Source organism: Rhodococcus sp. OK302 (assembly GCF_002245895.1).
In the GTDB taxonomy this organism is placed as follows: Bacteria; Actinomycetota; Actinomycetes; order Mycobacteriales; family Mycobacteriaceae; genus Rhodococcus_F.
In genome coordinates this window covers 2,446,113-2,466,270 of record NZ_NPJZ01000001.1, presented here as the reverse complement: position 1 = coordinate 2,466,270, position 20,158 = coordinate 2,446,113, and the positions used below count along the sequence as shown (strand labels likewise).

At 61.5% G+C, this 20,158-nt stretch carries 18 protein-coding genes; 5 read left to right on the top strand and 13 right to left on the bottom strand.

Going from position 1 to position 20,158, the window contains the following annotated elements; genetic code table 11:
* Positions 1–20: 20 nt before the first annotated feature.
* The 3 genes from BDB13_RS11555 to BDB13_RS11545 all read right to left on the bottom strand — a co-directional run bounded on the left by BDB13_RS11555 (position 21) and on the right by BDB13_RS11545 (position 2,320).
* On the bottom strand, positions 21–758 hold the full coding sequence (locus BDB13_RS11555) for a lysophospholipid acyltransferase family protein (protein WP_094271767.1): 738 nt from the start codon (positions 756–758) through the stop codon (positions 21–23).
* Between the two features lie 75 nt (positions 759–833).
* The gene (locus BDB13_RS11550; protein WP_094274853.1) at positions 834–1,934 is read right to left on the bottom strand and encodes a PLP-dependent cysteine synthase family protein; all 1,101 of its coding nucleotides are present in this window, start codon (positions 1,932–1,934) and stop codon (positions 834–836) included.
* Complete coding sequence (locus tag BDB13_RS11545; protein ID WP_094271766.1) at positions 1,934–2,320, bottom strand: DUF4229 domain-containing protein; 387 nt, start codon at positions 2,318–2,320, stop codon at positions 1,934–1,936. Before BDB13_RS11545 ends, BDB13_RS11550 begins: the two co-directional genes overlap by 1 nt.
* A gap of 236 nt (positions 2,321–2,556) precedes the next feature.
* Between BDB13_RS11545 and BDB13_RS11540 the strand changes: the two genes are divergently transcribed.
* Both BDB13_RS11540 and BDB13_RS11535 read left to right on the top strand, forming a co-directional pair.
* On the top strand, positions 2,557–2,769 hold the full coding sequence (locus tag BDB13_RS11540; RefSeq protein ID WP_094274852.1) for a BldC family transcriptional regulator: 213 nt from the start codon (positions 2,557–2,559) through the stop codon (positions 2,767–2,769).
* Positions 2,770–2,945: 176 nt separating this feature from the next.
* Positions 2,946–3,152 carry a hypothetical protein gene (locus tag BDB13_RS11535; RefSeq protein ID WP_094271765.1) on the top strand — a complete coding sequence of 69 codons (207 nt, stop codon included), beginning with the start codon at positions 2,946–2,948 and terminating at the stop codon, positions 3,150–3,152.
* Positions 3,153–3,171: 19 nt separating this feature from the next.
* Here BDB13_RS11535 and BDB13_RS11530 read toward each other — a convergent pair whose 3' ends face one another.
* From BDB13_RS11530 to hemL, 7 genes are all read right to left on the bottom strand, one after another.
* Positions 3,172–4,614, bottom strand: coding sequence for a nucleotide-binding protein (locus tag BDB13_RS11530; protein ID WP_441347229.1), 1,443 nt, complete (start codon positions 4,612–4,614; stop codon positions 3,172–3,174).
* Positions 4,615–5,034: 420 nt separating this feature from the next.
* Positions 5,035–6,000, bottom strand: a complete 966-nt coding sequence (gene ccsB, locus BDB13_RS11525) for a c-type cytochrome biogenesis protein CcsB (protein WP_094271763.1) — start codon at positions 5,998–6,000, stop codon at positions 5,035–5,037.
* On the bottom strand, positions 5,997–7,661 hold the full coding sequence (gene resB / locus BDB13_RS11520; RefSeq protein WP_094271762.1) for a cytochrome c biogenesis protein ResB: 1,665 nt from the start codon (positions 7,659–7,661) through the stop codon (positions 5,997–5,999). Before resB ends, ccsB begins: the two co-directional genes overlap by 4 nt.
* Positions 7,658–8,491, bottom strand: a complete 834-nt coding sequence (locus BDB13_RS11515; protein ID WP_094271761.1) for a cytochrome c biogenesis CcdA family protein — start codon at positions 8,489–8,491, stop codon at positions 7,658–7,660. Before BDB13_RS11515 ends, resB begins: the two co-directional genes overlap by 4 nt.
* Positions 8,488–9,099, bottom strand: a complete 612-nt coding sequence (locus tag BDB13_RS11510; protein ID WP_094271760.1) for a TlpA disulfide reductase family protein — start codon at positions 9,097–9,099, stop codon at positions 8,488–8,490. The genes BDB13_RS11515 and BDB13_RS11510 overlap by 4 nt, the downstream gene beginning before the upstream one ends.
* On the bottom strand, positions 9,096–9,755 hold the full coding sequence (locus BDB13_RS11505) for a histidine phosphatase family protein (RefSeq protein ID WP_094271759.1): 660 nt from the start codon (positions 9,753–9,755) through the stop codon (positions 9,096–9,098). Before BDB13_RS11505 ends, BDB13_RS11510 begins: the two co-directional genes overlap by 4 nt.
* 53 nt (positions 9,756–9,808) lie before the next feature.
* Positions 9,809–11,134 carry a glutamate-1-semialdehyde 2,1-aminomutase gene (gene hemL / locus BDB13_RS11500; protein WP_094271758.1) on the bottom strand — a complete coding sequence of 442 codons (1,326 nt, stop codon included), beginning with the start codon at positions 11,132–11,134 and terminating at the stop codon, positions 9,809–9,811.
* Positions 11,135–11,244: 110 nt separating this feature from the next.
* Between hemL and BDB13_RS11495 the strand changes: the two genes are divergently transcribed.
* Complete coding sequence (locus BDB13_RS11495; RefSeq protein WP_094271757.1) at positions 11,245–11,592, top strand: hypothetical protein; 348 nt, start codon at positions 11,245–11,247, stop codon at positions 11,590–11,592.
* Between the two features lie 33 nt (positions 11,593–11,625).
* Positions 11,626–13,587, top strand: coding sequence for an acyl-CoA dehydrogenase family protein (locus BDB13_RS11490; RefSeq protein ID WP_094271756.1), 1,962 nt, complete (start codon positions 11,626–11,628; stop codon positions 13,585–13,587).
* Positions 13,588–13,626: 39 nt separating this feature from the next.
* On the opposite strand, the gene BDB13_RS11485 is transcribed toward BDB13_RS11490, so the two are convergent.
* The gene (locus BDB13_RS11485) at positions 13,627–14,652 is read right to left on the bottom strand and encodes an ABC transporter permease (RefSeq protein ID WP_094271755.1); all 1,026 of its coding nucleotides are present in this window, start codon (positions 14,650–14,652) and stop codon (positions 13,627–13,629) included.
* Between the two features lie 109 nt (positions 14,653–14,761).
* Between BDB13_RS11485 and BDB13_RS11480 the strand changes: the two genes are divergently transcribed.
* On the top strand, positions 14,762–15,349 hold the full coding sequence (locus BDB13_RS11480) for a TetR/AcrR family transcriptional regulator (protein ID WP_303396282.1): 588 nt from the start codon (positions 14,762–14,764) through the stop codon (positions 15,347–15,349).
* Positions 15,350–15,457: 108 nt separating this feature from the next.
* Here the strand turns inward: BDB13_RS11480 and BDB13_RS11475 are convergent, their stop codons facing one another.
* Positions 15,458–18,922, bottom strand: a complete 3,465-nt coding sequence (locus BDB13_RS11475) for a beta strand repeat-containing protein (protein WP_094271753.1) — start codon at positions 18,920–18,922, stop codon at positions 15,458–15,460.
* Between the two features lie 333 nt (positions 18,923–19,255).
* Positions 19,256–20,131 carry a TIGR03619 family F420-dependent LLM class oxidoreductase gene (locus BDB13_RS11470; protein ID WP_094271752.1) on the bottom strand — a complete coding sequence of 292 codons (876 nt, stop codon included), beginning with the start codon at positions 20,129–20,131 and terminating at the stop codon, positions 19,256–19,258.
* Positions 20,132–20,158: the final 27 nt, after the last annotated feature.

The window sequence follows — 20,158 nt, the reverse complement described above, 5'->3', positions numbered from 1 at the left end:
ACACATTTCGACCGATCGGATCAGTAGCTCGCCACTGCTCCGTCAACTGCGTGCTGCAGATCGCCCTGTACGACGCGAGCGATATCCATCGGCTTCCCACCCAGATCGACCACCGGCGTTCCGACGAAAACACTTGCACGCTTGACGTTTCCGACGACCGAACCGTAGCTGATTCCGATCGACACGAGAGCCGGAGAGCACCCCAGCTTCTCGGCCCGCGAGACGATATGGCCGATTCCACTGTTGACGTGTTGAAGCGTTTTCGGGTCCTCGACGTTGCACGTTCCTTCGGGGAAGATCGCGAGACAATCCCCGCGATTCAAACGTTCGGCGGCAACATCCATCATCACGCGGCCCGCTTCCGACACCGCGCGGAGGCCGTGGTTCTTGCTGCGAAAAACCGGGATACTGCCCATCATGTCGACCTTCTTGCGCTGCGCCGGATCGACAAAGAGTTCGTCCTTGGCCAGAACCCGCGTGCGCCCGATCATCCGACGCAGCGGTGTACGCCACGCCGTCGCCGCAAGCGTGAATTGGTCACTCTCCGTAAGGTGATTGACCGCGACGACCAGTTGCGTCCGACGCTCCAGCAGTGCCGCCAACGCCGCTTCGGCACCGGGCGCGTAGGTGATCCGCGGCCGATACTTCAGCGCCAGTGCGGCATAGGCAAGTTTGGCCGCCCACCGATTCTGTTGATGCGCCCGGTAGTACTCGTACACGGCTTCGTAGTTGCCGAGTGAAACCTCTGGACTGTCCATGATCCGCCCGTCGTTCGAGAATGCCCTTCGAACAAGACGATACACAAACCTACGGTTGCGTAGGTTTGTGTGAGATCAGGCGTTGGGCGCCCAGATTCCCGAACGTATGAACTCGTCCAGCACAGCCGTCGGACCCTCGAGATCGATCCCTTCGGACGCAACCCACTCGTCGTTGTAGTACGTGCCCGAATAACGCTCGCCGCCGTCGCAGAGCAGCGTGACGACGCTTCCGCTACGACCGGCCGCCATCATCTCCGCAATCAACGCAAAGGAGCCCCAGAGGTTAGTTCCCGTCGAACCGCCCACTTTGCGCCCCAATGCCGCGCTGGCGTGTCGTGCGGCGGCAACGGAACCTGCGTCCGGCACCTTGATCATCCGATCAACGACCTGACCGACAAAAGACGGTTCGACGCGCGGACGGCCGATGCCTTCGATCCGAGATCCACGGGTTCCGACGATCGACGGGTCACCCGCGCTCCACGCGTCGAAGAACACCGAATGTTCCGGATCGACCACACACAGACCTGTGTCGAACTTGCGATAGCGCAGGAAGCGACCGATCGTGGCCCCGGTTCCACCCGTGCCCGCTCCCACGACAACCCAATCCGGCACCGGATGTTCCTCGTGCTCGAGCTGAGTGAAGATCGATTCCGCGATGTTGTTGTTTCCGCGCCAATCCGTTGCACGCTCGGCGTGCGTGAACTGATCCATGTAGTGCCCACCCAACTCACGGGCGAGACGATGAGATTCCGAATAGATCGACGAAGGGTCCGTGACGAAGTGACAACGGCCGCCCTGCGCTTCGATCAACGCAACCTTGGCCGGACTGGTACTCGCCGGCATCACAGCGACAAAATCGAGACCCAGCAACTTCGCGAAGTACGCCTCGCTGACTGCTGTCGATCCCGACGAAGCTTCGATAACAGGCGTGTTTTCGGTAACCCAACCGTTGCAGATCGCGTAGAGGAAAAGTGACCGTGCAAGACGATGCTTGAGACTGCCGGTGATGTGTGTCGACTCGTCTTTGAGATAGAGCTGGACGCTCCAACTACTCGGTAGCGGGTACCGCAAGAGGTGGGTGTCCGCGCTCCGCTGGGCATCGGCCTCGATCAGCCGGACCGCGTTGTCTACCCAACCCCGAGGGACCCGACGGGAGACGTCGAGGGTTCCCGACATCACCGCTGGTCACCACGCAATTTGGCCCGCAAATCGTCGCGATCTGCGCGTCGCTGAGCGTCCACTGCGGCGATGCCGAGGTTCACTCGCTTGCGCAACTTCGCGAAAAGGGCGAGCGATAGAGGAAGTGCGATCAGCACGGCAAACAGGGCCGCTACGAGAAGCGGAACTTCCGTGCCGGCGAGCTTGCCGCCACCGATGATAATGCCGCCGATAACTACCACTAGCAGGAGTCGGGCGACCGAATAGAGGACGACATCTCGCACCAGTTGCCCCTTCGTCACAACCCCGGCAGACGCAATTGCTTGCTCAGAGTTTGCGGACTGACTCTTGGTCAGGTCCGGGCTGGAAGGCTGGTTTTCGGGGTGTTCAGGCAACTTACTCACACTCCAAGGTTACCTACTCGAGGCGATCAAAAAATTCGGCCCGCTTTATCCGCTTTGTCCATTACTTATTCTTTACCTAAATTTTAAGTTTCGACTACCTAGCCATATCTGTGCAAACATTGCGCTACCAATCGAAAAATGGTCGAATGTGAGCAGCGGCCGCCGAAACAAACTCGGCGTAGGTTTTGAGCAACTGTTCGACACCAATGTTCGACGCTAAGACGGAGGAACATCAGATGAGCGCACCAACATTCCATGTAGCCGCAGACGCACTCATGACACCCGGACAGGTCGCGGCTCTGTTTCATGTCGACCCGAAGACCGTGACGCGCTGGGCGCACGCCGGGCGACTGGGATCACTGCGTACCCCCGGCGGACACCGTCGGTTCCGCGAGACCGAGGTCATGCAGCTTCTCCGCTCGCTGACAACAGAAGCTGCTCACAACTGAACGGGCAGTGTCGCAGGTAAATCGGCTACACCAGCTACACCCGTTCCACCATTTACACCCAGATACAGCTACACCAGATACAGCACGGCGCACCAAGCCCGACACATGTCCCCGGAGATTCTGGCAAACCAGACCGGAGACTGAGTAGGCTCTTCCTTGTACTGAGGAGGTGCGCCGTGCTGTATCTGTTGGCGTTAGTGGGTTTAGTGACTTTGGCCGTCTTGATGTGGAAAGCATTCGGGCCGTCGCCGTCTACCCGAACGCCTGTTGGTGGCGTTCGTGGACCCGACGACGACCCCGAATTTCTCTGGAACGTCAATCAGCAAACTCGACGCAAGCAAAACGAAGGGCCGGACACCACGCCGACGGATCCGTCGGCGTAAGTCCGGCCCCGCAACTGTTTCAGCGCTGCTGAGGGAATCCGTTCGGCGAGCGCGGGAAGTCCTGTGCCACTGCGGCAGCCAGTTCGAACAGCGCATCACGAGTACTAGGCCGAAGTCGGTCCAGATCCACTTCGGCGCCTTCCTCGAGGTGCGGATCGAACGGAACCAGCTGCACACTGCGGCAGCGTTGCTCGAAGTGCTCGATAACGCGCGATAGATCGACCTTCCCGGAACCGGGTCGTACTGCGTTGATCACGGCAACGGAATTGGCGACAAGCCTGCTGTGCCCGTGCGCGTCGAGCCAGTCGAGAGTCGCGGAGGCGCTGCGTGCTCCGTCGACCGAACCCGAACTGATCACGATCAGGGAATTCGATCCGTCGAGAATCGCTTTCATCGCCGAATGCATCAATCCGGTTCCACAGTCGGTGAGTACGATGCTGTAGAACTTTTCGAGCATGTCGACGGTACGCATGTAGTCTTCACCGCTGAATGCTTCGGACACTGCCGGATCACTGTCCGAGGCAAGCACTTCGAGGCGGTGGCGGCTCTGCGAGGTGTACCCACGAACATCGCTGTACTTCTCGATGGTCGCTTCGTCGCGGAGTAGGTTACGCACCGTGGCCGGTGTTTCGAGAGGAACTTTCTGACTCAGTGTGCCGCGATCCGGATTTGCGTCGAGAGCGATGACGCGGTCTCCGCGAACCGACGCGAACGTGGAACCGAGTGTGACCGTTGTCGTCGTCTTGCCGACGCCACCTTTGAGGCTGAGCACTGCAACCTTGTAACACCCTTGCAGCGGTTGATTGATCTGGCGGGTCAGTTCGAGCATCCGCTGATCCTTTGTGCCGTTCCCGAGGTTGAGATGACGCCCGGACATTGCGTAGAGAGCCTTGCGCCATCCGCCGACCGGTGGGGCTTTTACTTGCTTGAGTAGTAATGCGCTGGAGAGGTCTTGTGCGGACATCGGCAGTGCGGACGCAGGTTGTTGCGATTCCGGCCTACTTGGTGCGGCCTGCAGTCCACCGGCCACCTGTTGACCGGGCGCCCCGGGAGCTGAAATCTGCGGAGCAGAAATCTGCGGTCCCGACGGCGTCGAGACCGAAGGTTGCGTACCCGTCAATGTAGACGGCGCGGACATTGAGGGTGCCACCACCAACCGCCGCGGAGTGCCACCAGAATCGGGTTGCGGCACTACAGAATTCGCAGCCACTGGATTTACCGGAGCAGGATTCGCAACCGCAGCAGGCGGGGCGCCGCGATGCGCGGGTTCGTAAGTCTGCGGCGGCTGCGTGGTCGAGAATTGGGCGGCAGTGAACCCCGGCGGACCGGCGGGGTACTGGATGACAGGCTGACGTGGACCGCTGGGCTCCACTATCGGCGCCGCGGCGGGTACCGAGCTTGCAGCCGTTGCCACCGGAGCCTGGGTTGCCGCCGGCCTCGGATTCTGCGGTGGCGCATACATGGGTCCGGAGTCCGGGCTGGTCGTACGCGGCACCTGACGGGGATCGGTTGAATCCGTCGGCGCGACAAACAGACTTCGTGTCCCGGCATCGATACCGACAGCTGGGTCGATACCCCTCACCTGGTCAACCCTGGCAACCGGAACAGGCGCTGCCACCGGCGTAACCGCACTTTGTTCGTGCGGACTTGCCGCAGGACGCACCGGCTCCCAGATCCCCGCCCCCGCGTCGTCCTTGCTGTCGGCCATGCCGCCCCCTGTCGAAATCTTGGTCGCGCATACCTGCGCGACGCAGAACGACCATACAGCTATCTCGCAGCTAGTTCGATTGGGACATTGCGGTCAAACGCTCTGTCACCACTCGTACAGGATGCCGAGAGTGCAGTCCGTACGGTCGGCGACTACCCACCGTACCGGAAGAAATCAGGTCAGTCCTGCGTAGGAATGCAGGCCCGATACCACCATGTTGACGATGAACAGGTTGAAAAGCATCGCCACGAAGCCTGCGATGTTGATCCACGCAGCCTTGGTTTCACGCCATCCGGACGTTGCTCGGGCATGCAGATATGCGGCGTAGATCACCCAGGCGATGAACGACATCGTCTCCTTGGGATCCCACCCCCAGAACCTGCCCCACGCCGCTTCCGCCCAGATCGCGCCGAGAATGACGCCGGCTCCGAACAGCGGGAACGCGATGATAGTGCTCTTGTACGCCAATCGGTCGAGAGTCTGTGCGTCGGGAAGTCGCTCGGCGATCCGGCCACCGATGCCGGTGCCCTCTTCGCCGGGCGGAAACTTCAGGCGCAGCAGGAACAGCAGGCTGGCAATGCCACCGATCATGAAGATGCCGGATCCGACGCTCACGATCGTGACGTGAATCGGAAGCCAGTAGGAACGCAGTGCCGGAACTACCGGCGCTGCGTCGGCGTAGAGGATGGTTCCGGCAAGGAACATCAGGATCAGTACCGGCGCCAACAGGAAGACCCACATCGGACGGTACGTCGCCTTGGCCAGCAAAACGTGGCCGACCAGCAAAGCTGCCGCACACGCCATCGCGACAAATTCATACATATTGCCCAGCGGGAATCGCTCGGTGGCGAATCCGCGCAACACGATCGACGCGAAGAGCAGAACGGTGCCGACCACGAGGACTGCCCGGCCCATTCCGCCGAACCGCTCGGCCAACGGTTTTGCCGGTCGTTCCGTCACGCGGCCGGGCACCGAAGCGTCCACGGCAGCACCGGCAGCGACCAGTTCTTTGTCTTGAACGGCTCGGGCCTGGGCGGACGCATACTGGATGATCAGCAGTACAAACGCCAGGACCAGCACAGTGAACGCGGACTTGAAGGCCCAGTCGCTGTATTGAGCGAGAGTCTCGTTGGTTGTCATCGGGCATTCTCCTGCGCATGCGGCCTGGTGGCCGTGTTGGTGGGATTGCTGTCAAGTAGGCGATCTGCAAGGCGATCGAACTCGTCGCCCCAACCGGCATGGTCGGTGCGGGCAAGTCCGCCAAGCTCTACTACAGTACGTCGTTCTTCGTCGAGATAGATACGCGCCCAGATCCGGCGACGCTTGATCACCAGCGAGACCAGTAGTCCCGCCATCATGGTCAATGCCGAAATGAGCACCCATTGCTGTGCTGGATCGTGAGAAACCTGCAGGTTGACGAAGTCGACGGCGCCGTCGAACCGCACCTGAGTTCCGTCGGCGAGCGTTGCGCTCTCACCGGGGAACAGGTTGACACGATCCTGCTTGAGCAGTCGCCCCTGGTTGATGAGTTCGGTGTTGAGCTCGAACAGCGACTGCGGGTTACCGGTGTCGAGTCCGGTGTCTCCCTTGTAGATGTCGATGGCGACGGCCGGATCGTTCATGGCCGGGAAGCTCGACGACAGCAGGTTTCCGTGGAACAGCGCCGTCGGCGCGAACAGGCCCTCGATGGCGATCTGGTTCTTGCGTCGTTCGTCTGCGTCGGGGTACATGCCCCCGGGCGGATCGAAACGCATTGCGCCACTGCTCAGGAAGGTGGTCGCGTCGTCCGGTCGCCACTGCAGTGTCTCCGTGCGGGTTTCCCCGTTCGGGAACGTGACCGTGAAAGTCGGTGCGTAGCCGTGGCCCTGGAGGTACACCCGGTCGCCGGCAACGCGCAGCGGGTGGTTCACCTGGATCGTCGTATCGCGCCAGGTATCGGTCTCGAGGTCGTCACCGGATTGGTAGGAGATGTCCGAAGTGAACATCTCGGCCTGGCCGGTCTCGAGGTAATCGGCCTGGAAATTCTTGACTCGCACGCACAACGGCGTCATGTCGGTGCCGTCGAGACTGAGACCGGCGATGAAGGAGTCGAATACAGCCGGAGACGTGGTGCAGAATCCGGGACCGTCATTGGCGATCACGATCCTGTTGCCCTCGTACCCGAACATCTTTCCGGCTGCGATCGCGATCAGGAGTCCGACGAGTGAGAGGTGGAAGACGAGGTTGCCGGCTTCACGCAGGTACCCCTTCTCCGCGGAGATCGTGATTTCACCGTCGCGACCCGAGCGCTTGTCGTCGGTGCGCGTTTCGACGCGCCACCCTTTGAGTTCCTTCGACAGACGCGAAGCCAACTCTTCCGGAGTCTCGTCTGGTGCGACGCTCTTCGTGTGGTGCGGCAGGCGAGCGAGGTTGCGCGGCGCCTGTACGGGGCGCGTCCGCAGCGCCTTCGCGTGTTCGACGCAGCGGGGCAGGATGCAGCCGATGAGTGAGATGAACAGCAGAGCGTAGATCGCGGTGAACCAGAAGCTGCTGAATACGTCGAACAGTTCCAGCTTGTCCAGCCACGGCCCGAGTGTGGGCCGCGCAGCGATGTAATCGGCAACCTTGCCCTCGTTGAGGGATCGCTGCGGCAGCAGTGCACCGGGAATGGCTGCGATAGCGAGCAGGAAGAGCAACACGAGTGCGGTCTTCATCGAGGTGAGACCACGCCAGGTATTGCGTCCGAGCGCGATGACGCGACCGATCATCGACTGCCGAGGCAGTGAGGGAGTCGGGTTGTCGTGTTTATCGTCAACTGTCATATCGGCAGCGTCACCTCCGAGATAAATGCGTCACGGACCCAGCCGACGAACTGGTCCCACGCGCCCGTGACGAGGGCAATACCCACCGCCACCAACATGATTCCGCCGAAAATTTGAATGGTTCGTGCATTGCGACGTAGCCAACCGACGCCCGTCAATGCGCGTGCCGACCCGAGGGCCAGGAAGATGAACGGCAACCCGAGCCCGATGCAGTAGGCCACGATCAAGATGACGCCGCGAGCCGCGGTCATGCCTTCGGTGCCGGCGGCAACGGACATCACGCCGGCCAGCGTCGGGCCCAGGCACGGCGTCCAGCCGAGTGCAAATACGCCGCCGAGTAGCGGAGCGCCCACCAACGAGGACACTCGACGCGGCTCGAAACGAACGTCCTTCTGCAGCGCAGGGACCAATCCGATGAACACGAGGCCCATCGCGATGGTGACAACTCCGCCGACCCGCATCAGGACTTCGCGGTTGATCAGCAAGGTGGAGATCACACCGAACACCGAGGCGGTGGCCAACACGAAGACGACGGTGAAACCGGCGACAAACAGTCCGGCAGCGCCGGCGACGCGCAAGCGCGAACTACGGGCGATCGTTCGGACTTTTGCCTCGTCCGCGGTGATCGCCGGAGCGTCGGCGCCAACGACCCCGGCCAGGTAGGACAGATAGCCGGGAACCAACGGCACAACACACGGCGACGCGAAGGAAACGAGACCGGCGAGCAGGCAAGCACCCAGCGCCAGCAGCAACGGACCGGACGAGGCTGCATTCTGGAACGCTTCGCCCACGCCGGCGCCGAGAGTTTCAGTCACAGAAGTATTTGTCATTGCTGCGCAGGCTCTTCCGCTGCCACTCGTTGGACCACGGGCAGGAGATCCTCGGCGAGGAGTTCCTGCAGGAACACTGCGGCGACGCGATGCTGACGGTCCAGAACGATGGTGGTCGGAATGACCGACGTCGGGTAGCCCTTGCCCAAGGCGATCAGAGAACGCATCGACGGGTCGTAAATCGACGGGTACGAGACCTTGTTGTCGACGACGAAGTCCTGCGCCTTGTTCTTGGTGTCGTCGCGGACGTTGATTCCGAGGAACTGCACTCCGGAGTCACGCGTCTGCTCGGCAACCTGCTCGAGATCGTCGGCTTCCGCGCGGCACGGGCCACACCACTGACCCCAGACGTTGAGAACAACTACTTGGCCTTCGAAGTCGGCGACGCCGACAGTCTTGCCCTCGTTCATCAGATCAGGTCCGGAGAGCTTGCCGATGGTTCCGCGCGTGGACGGCGGGTCGTAGAAGATCTTCGTCTTGCCGCCCGGCGAGACGAAGTCGAACGTGCCACCCGTTGCGACGGCGTCGGTGCCGGTAGCGCAGGACGAAAGTACGAGCATCGCTGCAGCAGTCGTAGCGACTGCGGCAGCGACCTTGCGGAAAATCATGCTCCAGTCACTCTCGGGTCGGAGGCACCAGCAGGTTCGGAGTAGATGATGTCGACGAGAGTGTCACCTTCGTAGACGAGTGACGTCAGAGAAGCGAGGCCGCACTGGCGGTGACGCGGGTCGTGCCAGAGGCGTTCGCCCTGCAGGAATCGGCGCAGCGTCCACACCGGCAACTGATGGCTGACGACGACGGCTTCGTGACCGACGGCAGCGACGCGAGCGGCATTGACGGCGGCAAGCATGCGGTGCGCGATCTGCAGGTACGGCTCGCCCCATGACGGTGTGAACGGGTCGCGCAGCTTCCACCAGTGGCGCGGACGCGAGAGTGCGCCGTCGCCGACGGCAACCTTGAGTCCCTCGAATTCGTTGCCGGCTTCGATGACGTTGTCGTCGGTCGTGATGTCGAGACCATGTGCCTCGGCAATAGGCGTGGCAGTTTCCTGAGCGCGCTGCAACGGCGATGCGACGACGTGGGTGATGTCGTGATCTGCGAGAACAGCCGCAACTGCCCGTGCCTGTGCCTCACCGGCCACCGACAACCGGAAACCCGGAAGCCGTCCGTACAGAATCCCGCGGGGATTGTGCACTTCACCGTGGCGAAGGACATGCACGATCGTGCGGGTGGACGTGTGGTCTGGGTGATCGACGTCGGTCACAGTCGAGAGTCCTCGCTGAAGAAGGTGTGTGGTGTGGGGAGCGTGTGCTTGTTTTAAGACTTGACGGCGGCTGCGGCAGCCCTGGCTGCGTGAGGCATCGCGTCGGCGATGATCGAGAACGCCCGATCGTCGAGCGCGGCCGAGACGAACCACGCTTCGAACGCGCTCGGCGGCGGGTACACACCGCGCGAGAGCAGTGCGTGGAAGAAAGCGGGGAACCGCCAGGTCTGCGCGGCCTTGGCTTCGTCGTAGTTGGTGACGGCATTCTCGGAGAAGAACACGCTGACCAATGTGCCTGCATATTGCACGCGGTGCACGACGCCTTCGGCGGTGAGCGCCTCGGACATGAGGTCGCCCAAGGCTGTGGCGTTGTTGGCGAGCTTGGCGTACACGTCGGCGTCGGCGGCACGGAGGTTTGCCAGTCCCGCGGCAACGGCGACAGGGTTTCCGGAGAGTGTGCCGGCCTGGTAGACGGGGCCGTCGGGGGCAAGGTGACCCATGATGTCGGCGCGGCCACCGAATGCTGCAGCCGGAAGCCCGCCGCTCATGACCTTGCCGAATGTGTAGAGATCGCCGGCGACATTGTCGATGCCGTACCAACCCGACGCGCTGACGCGGAATCCCGTCATCACCTCGTCCATGATCAGCAGTGCGCCGTGCTCAGTGGTGAGTCGACGCAGGCCCTCGTTGAAACCGGGCAGGGGCGCGACGGCACCCATATTTCCGGCGGCCGCTTCGGTGATGACGCAGGCAATGGCGCCCGGGTTCGCGGCAAAAGCTGCGGCGACGGCCTCGACATCGTTGTAGGGAACAACGATGGTGTCCTCGGCCTGAGCTCCGGTCACGCCCGGCGAGGTGGGCAAACCGAAGGTTGCGAGTCCGGATCCTGCGTCGGCAAGCAGAGCGTCGACGTGGCCGTGATAGCAACCGGAGAACTTGATGATCTTGGTGCGGCCGGTGAATCCGCGGGCCAGACGTACTGCGCTCATCGTGGCTTCAGTGCCCGAGTTGACCAGGCGCACCTTCTCCACGGGCGCGACGCGGGCGACGATCTCCTCGGCCAGCGCGATTTCACCTTCGGTGGGAGCGCCGAAGGACAGACCGCCGAGCGCGGCTTCGCGAACAGCTTCTACGACGGCGGGGTGTGCGTGTCCGAGGATCATGGGACCCCACGACGACACAAGATCGACGTAGTTGTTGCCGTCGACATCGGTCAGTGTGTAGCCGGAAGCTTCGCGGATGAATCGGGGTGTTCCGCCGACCGAACCGAACGCCCGGACCGGCGAGTTGACGCCGCCGGGGATCACTTTGCCGGCACGCTCGAAGAGGCGAGCCGAGTTCGTTGCATGCAGGTCGAAATCACCGGAAGACACAGTCACGACCTCCAGTGTCCCAGTTCTGTCGAATCTGACAACGACAGGGTGTAGGACTTCGGCACCATGACAGCGTTTTCAGGTCGGAACTGACCAATTATGAGACCATTTCGACCATGAAGCGACTGTTGACCACGCTGTTGATTCCAGTTGCGATTCTTGTCACATCCTGTAGTTCAGACGCCTCGAACGACGTTCCAGCGACAACAACAGCGTCGGCGACCAGTTCATCTGCAATTGTGGCTCCCCCCGCGACGCCTCGCACCGAGCCCGCATTTCTGGGTGGTTGTTCCGCGGTCTCGGTCTACGTCGCGCAGCGAACGCAGACCGGCGGCGCCCCCACCGATACAGCGGTGGCCTTCCTGAAAATCGTCGAGAACGACCCGTCGTACCTAGCCATGCCCGAGACCGACAAACAACTGTTCAGAGAAGGAATCGAAGCCGGCGCCGCCGGAAACTGCTGACGTCTCTCGCCGCTCACCGCTAGGGTCGGGTCCATGGCCACTACAGCGGACCACCTCAGGATTACTCTCGACGGACGCTGGCGGGAGGTGCGCGAGCGGGTACGCGGCGAGTTGGACGATCCTCGTTTCGCTCCGCATTACACGCCGAACCTCGCCATTGCTCGCACCAAGACGCTCGAGCAAATGCGCATTCTTGCCGATCTCGGTTATGCCGCAAACGGTTTCGCAGTAGAACACGGCGGAACGGGAGATGCCGGCGGCGCCGTCACCAGCATCGAGATGCTCGCAATGTCCGACCTGTCGTTGATGGTCAAAGCCGGGGTCCAGTGGGGGCTGTTCGGCGGAGCCATCGAAAATCTGGGCACGGAACGCCACCACCAGACCTACGTCAAACCACTCATCGACCTGGAACTTCTCGGGTGTTTTGCCATGACCGAGACCGGTCACGGCAGTGACGTGCAGGAACTCGAGACAACCGCCACGTACGACGCCACCACCGGCGAATTTGTTGTCCACTCCCCCACTCCGTCGTCGCGCAAGGACTACATCGGCGGCGCCGCGGAGCACGCGAGCGTCGCCGCGGTATTCGCGCAGCTCATGACAGGTGGTGAAAGCCAGGGAGTGCACTGCTTTGTGGTGCCGATCCGCGACGACGCCGGAAACGACTTGCCCGGCGTCACGACGTCGGACTGCGGACTCAAGGGCGGACTGCCCGGAGTCGACAACGGTCGCATCATGTTCGATCAGGTTCGGATCCCCCGCGAGAACCTCCTCAACCGCTATGCCGAAGTTGCCGAGGACGGGACCTACAGCTCCGAGATCGAGAACCCGAACCGTCGTTTCTTCACGATGGTCGGCACCTTGGTTCGGGGACGGGTCACTGTCGGCGGGTCTGCCGCAGCGGCGGCGCGGGTAGGTCTGGCTATCGCGGGTCGATACGCGTTGCAGCGCAGGCAGTTCAGCGCCCCACTGAGTAAATCCCCCGTCGCTTCGCTCGCCCCGCGCGATGACGAAGTCCTCATCATGGATTATCTCGTTCATCAGAGGCGCCTACTGCCGCTGATCGCCCGTTCCTACGCCCTGCAATTCGCCCAGAACGAACTTGTATCGGCAATGCACGATGTCCAGAGCAGTAAAGATCCCGATCCGCAGGAGCAGCGCGAACTCGAAGGCCGCGCCGCCGGCCTCAAAGCCGCCAACACGTGGCACGCCACTCGCGCCATCCAGGAAGCGCGCGAAGCCTGTGGCGGCGCAGGCTATCTCGCGGAGAATCGCCTCACCTCATTGAAGGCGGATACCGATGTCTTCACCACGTTCGAGGGCGACAATCACGTTCTGACGCAGTTGGTCGCGAAGGAACTCCTCACGTCGTACGCAGATGAAGTACGCGGCATGAGCCCGGTCGACTGGATGCGTTTCGCCGCCACAACGGTCTCCGATGTAGTTAAGAAACGTACTGCGGCGCAACAGATTCTGCAGACCATCGTCGATACCCGCCAGGACAACGAGGAGGACGGCAGCCTCTTCAACCGCGGCACTCAGATGAAAATGTTCGAGGATCGCGAGGAGTACTTACTCTCTACTGCGGCAAGGAGATTGCAGGCGGCGCAGAAGCGCGAGGAGAATCCGTTCGACGCCTTCAACTTCGTTCAGGATCATGTTTTGAAGGCTGCGCAAGCCCACATCGAGCGTGTAATCCTGGAAGCCTTTGTCGCCGGTATCGATTCGTGTGAGGACGACACTGCGAAGGAACTCTTCGGCGAGGTGTGCGACCTCTACGCGCTCTCCGTCATCGAGGAGGACAAAGCCTGGTTCATGGAGCACCGCCACCTCTCGGTCGAGCGTTCCAAGGCTGTCACTCGCGGAATCAACGAGCGTTGCCGCACCCTGCGCCCGCATGTCGCGACTCTGATCGACGGTTTCGGCATCCCCGAATCGTTGTTGGGTTCGGCGATGCTCGACGGGGACGGCACGGATGCAGTACGACTGAAGTAAAAAGTTGGTGAGGTCGGATGATTTCCGACCTCACCAAACTTATTGCGCTACTGCCTTCTTCGACTGGCGAGCGGCAACCAACCAAGTCAGTCCGAGCGCGGCTACCAACCAGATACCCAGAACGATCAGGTGGGGGCCGGCGCCGTTGCCACCGAAGTAGATGACGGAGCGGATGGGCTCCATGGCAGACGATCCCAGCCAGAACGAGTGGATGTGCTGCCAGAACCCCGGCAGGAATGACACCGGAATGGCGCCGCCCGAACTCGGGAAGTTGATGAAGACCAGCACCGTCAACACCGCAAAGATCGCGGCCTGGCCGAGCAATCGGTTCAACAGAATGCTCACCGCGCCGACGGTGAAGGTGTAGAACATCGCGATACCGAGCAGTTGCAGGATCTCGCCGAACGAAGCACCGAAAGCGTGCATGAAGATACTCGTAATTCCGAAAGCGAGGAGCGGGGTGAGGATTGCTGCACCGGCAAGGACCGAATACTGCTCTTTCAGGCGCATTCTCGGCGCGACCTGACTGAGCACTGTGATGGTCAGGTATCCGCCAAGCGTGCAAACGATCAGGAAGTAGAACAGTCCGACGGTCGAGGAATCACGCGCTGTGACGGGCGCGGAGTCGATCACTGTGACCTGTTGCCCGGTCTCGTCTGCGATGGAATGCGCCAGCCCGGTCACGACGGATACCGTCGACGCCCCGGCTCCGGTCGCGATGTGCGCTGTGACGGTGTCACTGATTTCGATGGCGCCGATAGCGTCACGATTATCGATCCGGGAGATGGCGTCGGCTGCACTGTCAGTGGCGACGATGTCGAACTTGTCGCCCGACGTTGCTTCGATTCCGTCGATCAAGGGCGCCGTCACGGATGGAGAGCCGACCACCACGATCGGCGCCTGGTTGGGCACCGGTGAGTGGAAGGCGCTGACATAACACAGGCAGAACATGATGACGAAGAACAACGGGAACGCCAGCCCACCACCCACTGCCTTCCAGTTCGTGGGTGGATCAACTGGTCGAGCCGCTGGGCTGATCGGGATCTTGACGTCGATATCTGTCATTACATGTGCTCTTTTCCGCTAACGAAATCTAGGTGTCAACACCGTTGACAACTTCTTTAGTCAACACCGTTGACACGATAGAGTCAACAGTGTTGACAATGAGGTCGACGTGAGAGCGAGCACAGGGGTCTACGGCGTGAGCAAGAACGGACAGATTTCAGAGCAAGAGCAACCCTCGACGCCGGAAGCGATTCGCGCCGCAGCATTCCAGTTGTTCGGCCAGCACGGCTTCGGCGGTACTTCGGTGCGCGCCATCGCCAAAGTGGCCGGAATCGACCCGGCACTGGTCATCCGTCACTTCGGATCGAAGGAAGCACTGTTCCTCGAGACCACACCGGTCGAGGACTACTTCGAAGGACAATTCGACGGCCCACTCGACACACTCGGCCTACAGATCGCAACGTTTGTCCTCGGCAAGGCCGACGCCCGGATGCTGTCAGTACACACTGCACTCATGCGGGCATCCGACAGTCCCCGCATCCGCGAACGACTGCGCGAAATGGCGGGCACGTTTGCCACTAATCTCGCCACCCGATTGCCTGGCGTCGACGCTCACACTCGCGCACTTTTGATTTCTGCCCAGGTAACGGGACTATTGAGCACGCTCGGCACGGAGAGCATCCCGCCCGACGCGGATCGAGAACAGTTGGCGGCGCTCTATGGCCGATCAATTCAGGCCTTGGTCGATCAGTACTGAGCGATGACTCGTTAGCCGTGGCGTGAAATCGGTGCCGCCACAAGGCGAACGCCCCTCACCGTTCAGGCGAGGGGCGTTCGTCATGGTGTTGTCACTGTGCGAGTGGGACTAGGAACCGAAGATGTTCCCGAGCCAGCTCAGCGAGCCTGTGCCGCCGGGGTTGGTGCTGCCGGCGGAGACGGTGACTGTGGAGGCGACTGAGGTCGACTCCTTCAGACCCGAGGCTCCGCTGTAGACGGCGGTGATGTGGCGGTCGCCGGTCAGAGCAAACGGGTAGGACAGCGTCGCCTGGCCATTGACCACGTTGACGGCGGTGCCGATCGCGGTGGTGCCGTCCATGAAGGTGACGGTGCCCGAGGTGACCGGGTCACCGGCCTCGGTCTTGACGGACGCGGACAGATTCACCGCGGCACCCTTCGTGGCCGTAGCCGGTGCGGTCAGCGTGGTGACCGTGGTGAGCTCGACCGGTGCCGGATCGGTGACGACGATGGACGCAGCCGTCGCGGTCGAACCGTTGAACGTCGTGGTACCGCTGTACACGGCTCCGACGGAGTGCGAACCAGCCGCGAAGACGTGGTCGAGCTTGGCACTGCCGCCGGTGACTGCGATGGCGCCGCCGACGTTGCTGCCGTCGATCGAGAACTGGACGGTGCCACCCTCGGCCGGGGTGCTGTCATTGCCCGCGACCAGTGCGAAGAGCTCGACACTGTCACCGGTGGTGGCTGCACCCGGAACGTTCAACGTGGTGGTGGTATCGGCAACCACGACGTCCGTGGAAACCTCGACAGTCGAAGCTGCCGACGTCGACGTACGGTTCGTCGCATCACCCGAGTACACAGCCGTGATCGAATGGCTGCCATTGCTGGTGAACGTATGGTTCAGCGTCGCAACACCAGCATTAACCGGTGCGGTACCCAAAACTGTTGCGCCGTCCTTGAAATCGACAGTGCCGGAAGCACCCGCCGGAGCGACGGTAGCCGTGAGATCCACAGCAGCACCCGTCTTCGCTGTCGCCGGAACGTTCAACGTGGTCGTGGTATCAACGATGACCGGGTCCGTGGAAACCTCGACCGTCGAAGCAGCCGACGTCGACGTACGGTTCGTGGCATCACCCGAGTACACAGCCGTGATCGAATGGCTGCCGTTTGTGGTGAACGTATGGTTCAGCGTCGCAACACCAGCATTAACCGGTGCGGTACCCAAAACTGTTGCGCCGTCCTTGAAATCGACAGTGCCGGAAGCACCCGCCGGAGCGACGGTGGCCGTGAGATCAACAGCAGTACCCGTCTTAGCAGTCGCCGGAGCATTCAACGTGGTCGTGGAATCGACGATGACCGGATCCGTGGAAACCTCGACCGTCGAAGCAGCCGACGTCGACGTACGGTTCGTGGCATCACCCGAGTACACAGCCGTGATCGAATGGCTGCCGTTTGTGGTGAAAGTGTGGTTCAGCGTCGCAACACCAGCATTAACCGGTGCGGTACCCAAAACTGTTGCGCCGTCCTTGAAATCGACAGTGCCGGTAGCGCCCGCCGGAGCGACGGTAGCCGTGAGATCCACAGCCGTACCGGTCTTAGCGGTCGCCGGAACGTTCAACGTGGTCGTGGAATCGACAATCACCGGATCCGTGGAAACCTCGACGTTCGAAGCAGCCGACGTCGACGTACGGTTCGTCGCGTCACCCGAGTACACAGCAGTGATCGAATGGCTGCCATTGCTGGTGAAGGTGTGACTCAACGTCGCAACACCAGCATTGACCGGTGCGGTGCCCAAAACTGTTGCGCCGTCCTTGAAATCGACAGTGCCGGTAGCGCCCGCCGGAGCGACGGTAGCCGTGAGATCCACAGCCGTACCGGTCTTAGCGGTCGCCGGAACGTTCAACGTGGTCGTGGAATCGACAATCACCGGATCCGTGGAAACCTCGACGTTCGAAGCAGCCGACGTCGACGTACGGTTCGTCGCGTCACCCGAGTACACAGCAGTGATCGAATGGCTGCCATTGCTGGTGAAGGTGTGACTCAACGTCGCAACACCAGCATTGACCGGTGCGGTGCCCAAAACTGTTGCGCCGTCCTTGAAATCGACAGTGCCGGTAGCGCCCGCCGGAGCGACGGTAGCCGTGAGATCCACAGCCGTACCGGTCTTAGCGGTCGCCGGAACGTTCAACGTGGTCGTGGAATCGACAATCACCGGATCCGTGGAAACCTCGACGTTCGAAGCAGCCGACGTCGACGTACGGTTCGTGGCATCACCCGAGTACACAGCGGTGATGGAATGGCTGCCGTTTGTGGTGAAGGTGTGGTTCAGCGTCGCAACACCAGCATTAACCGGTGCGGTGCCCAAAACTGTTGCGCCGTCCTTGAAATCGACGGTGCCGGTAGCGCCCGCCGGAGCGACGGTAGCCGTGAGATCCACAGCAGTACCCGTCTTAGCTGTCGCCGGAGCACTCAACGTGGTCGTGGAATCGACGATGACCGGATCCGTGGAAACCTCGACCGTCGAAGCAGCCGACGTCGACGTACGGTTCGTGGCATCACCCGAGTACACAGCGGTGATGGAATGGCTGCCGTTTGTGGTGAAGGTGTGGTTCAGCGTCGCAACACCAGCATTAACCGGTGCGGTGCCCAAAACTGTTGCGCCGTCCTTGAAATCGACGGTGCCGGTAGCACCCGCCGGAGCGACAGTCGCCGTGAGATCCACAGCAGTACCCGTCTTAGCTGTCGCCGGAGCACTCAACGTGGTGGTGGAATCGACGATGACCGGGCCCGGGGTTGTGACTGTGATCGTGGCCAGGGCGCCGGCGCCGGCATTGAGAGCACTGCCCTGGGCGTCGCGCGGGGTGCATTTGGTGGGTGCCCACTGCGTGGATCCCCAGAAGGTCGCCCTCGGCAGGAAGGTGTAGTAGTTCGCGTCATTGTTGTAGCTAGCGGCACTTCCGACGGTGCGAACTTTGGGGGTGATCACACCGGGTGCGCCAGCCACTACCGTCACGTCGACAGCAGGCAGCCGGAACCAGCTGTCACCGCCGGTGCCATTGCCATTGAGGTCCTTCTTCAGCTTGGGCGCCCGGATACCTCCCTCGCTATTGGCGCTCGACGACGGGCCGTTTGCGATCGTCTGGTTGCCACCGGACAGTCGGATGATGTTGCCGGAGCCGCTGACGTTGCCGCTGTCGTCCACTCGGAGCACGCTCGGTGCGACATTGTCCAGGTTGATCCCGGTTCCCACGACTGCGGCGCTGACGAAGGTGGCGTTGGCAGGAATCTCGTAGTCGACCTTCAGTCGCGAGACGTTGGTAGTACTAGCGCCGGACTCACTGTCTGGGTAGGACGCTCCGCCGGGCTGGATGCGGTAGGTGAACGTCTCGCCGGGTGCCACCGTGGCGGGGGCGTCAACCGTCATCGAGGTGTCGGCCACCTTATGGACGGTGAGCACGGCCGAGGCCTGACACGAGTTCTTGTACGTGGTGGTCGCGGGAGCAGCGCCGGCCGGACTACCGATCAGCATCATTCCAGCGACAACCGCAACGCTGGTGATCGGTACAGCAACGCGCTGTACTGAGGATTTCGACATTGAAACTCCTTGCGCCCGACCAGGTGGTAACCGTCACAGGCATCGTGGTTGAGTGAAATCCAACACACTGTCTCACTGAAAACGGGAACTCGTTACAGTTTTGTGCAAGTTACTGGACGGTAAATAAATAACGACAATAACCCCAGGTCAACTCTCAAGTTGAGGTTCAGAGTTAGGGGGTCGGTGCGGTGGAAACCGGCAACCGGCAACCCTGTGTCGGGCCCTAGATCTTGACTACCTTCGCGGTCGGGATCGAGCCTCATGCTCCATCAAGTCCCCGACCGACCGTGGGTCGTCCGAGCACTCACAAACGGCAGTCCAGACTTTGATCGTTCAGTACCGAGCGATGACCTCGTCGGCAAAACGACGAATTGAATCGAGGCGTCCCCGGTGATCGTCGGCAGCAACACCGTACCGATGCCACGGAGACACCCTGATCTCCGTGACGCCGAGAGCCTCGAGTTCGCGATACCCGTCGATGTCACGGACATCGGTCGGCGAAACATTGATCTCGAACGGAATGTCGGATCGACCGTATTCCGCCCGCAACTGTGCGAGACGCTCGATAGCAGAGGCCAATTCCTCTTTGGTCACGTTCACCGAGATCCAACCGTCGGCCAACCTGGCGGCGCGTCGCAGACCGGGTTCGCTGTGTCCACCGATGAAGATCGGCACGGGCGCATCGGGTGCCGGACTGATCATCAATGCATCAAAATCGTAGTGTTTGCCGTGGTATTCGACCCATTCCGGGCCGCGACCCGCACACACAGCCTTCAAAATTTCGATCGCCTCATCGGTGCGGGCACCTCGCGTCCGCATTTCGGTGCGCGTGTAAGTGAATTCCTCCGGAATCCACGACAGTCCAATGCCGATAGCCACCCGATTTCGGGACATCACGGCCATGGTCGACACCTGCTTGGCCGTCAACAGCGGATCTCGCAACGGGAGCTTGAGTACGTTGGTATAGAACCGAATTCGCTGTGTCACGGCGGCCATCGCTGCCATGGCGATGAAGGGATCCGGCATCGGAGTCTCCGGTGCCCACATCCGCTTACCGTCAGGCGAGTACGGGTAAGGCGCCGAGACATGCTCCGGATAGAACACCGAATCGGACATCGACAGACCGTCGAATCCTGCTTCTTCTGCAACCTGAGCCAACTCGCACAAATCCAGGGCATCAATCATCGCGCCCGCCAACGACCACTTCATCGCTCCACCATTTCATCGCTCTTCGAC

Coding starts and splice junctions, on each gene's coding strand:
- BDB13_RS11495 (WP_094271757.1), top strand. CDS start 11,245: ATGAAGCGACTGTTGACCACGCTGTTGATTCCAGTTGCGATTCTTGTC.
- BDB13_RS11470 (WP_094271752.1), bottom strand. CDS start 20,131: ATGAAGTGGTCGTTGGCGGGCGCGATGATTGATGCCCTGGATTTGTGC.
- BDB13_RS11515 (WP_094271761.1), bottom strand. CDS start 8,491: ATGACAAATACTTCTGTGACTGAAACTCTCGGCGCCGGCGTGGGCGAA.
- BDB13_RS11550 (WP_094274853.1), bottom strand. CDS start 1,934: ATGTCGGGAACCCTCGACGTCTCCCGTCGGGTCCCTCGGGGTTGGGTA.
- BDB13_RS11485 (WP_094271755.1), bottom strand. CDS start 14,652: ATGACAGATATCGACGTCAAGATCCCGATCAGCCCAGCGGCTCGACCA.
- BDB13_RS11555 (WP_094271767.1), bottom strand. CDS start 758: ATGGACAGTCCAGAGGTTTCACTCGGCAACTACGAAGCCGTGTACGAG.
- BDB13_RS11540 (WP_094274852.1), top strand. CDS start 2,557: ATGAGCGCACCAACATTCCATGTAGCCGCAGACGCACTCATGACACCC.
- BDB13_RS11490 (WP_094271756.1), top strand. CDS start 11,626: ATGGCCACTACAGCGGACCACCTCAGGATTACTCTCGACGGACGCTGG.
- BDB13_RS11510 (WP_094271760.1), bottom strand. CDS start 9,099: ATGATTTTCCGCAAGGTCGCTGCCGCAGTCGCTACGACTGCTGCAGCG.
- BDB13_RS11475 (WP_094271753.1), bottom strand. CDS start 18,922: ATGTCGAAATCCTCAGTACAGCGCGTTGCTGTACCGATCACCAGCGTT.
- resB (WP_094271762.1), bottom strand. CDS start 7,661: ATGACAGTTGACGATAAACACGACAACCCGACTCCCTCACTGCCTCGG.
- BDB13_RS11530 (WP_441347229.1), bottom strand. CDS start 4,614: ATGTATGCGCCACCGCAGAATCCGAGGCCGGCGGCAACCCAGGCTCCG.
- ccsB (WP_094271763.1), bottom strand. CDS start 6,000: ATGACAACCAACGAGACTCTCGCTCAATACAGCGACTGGGCCTTCAAG.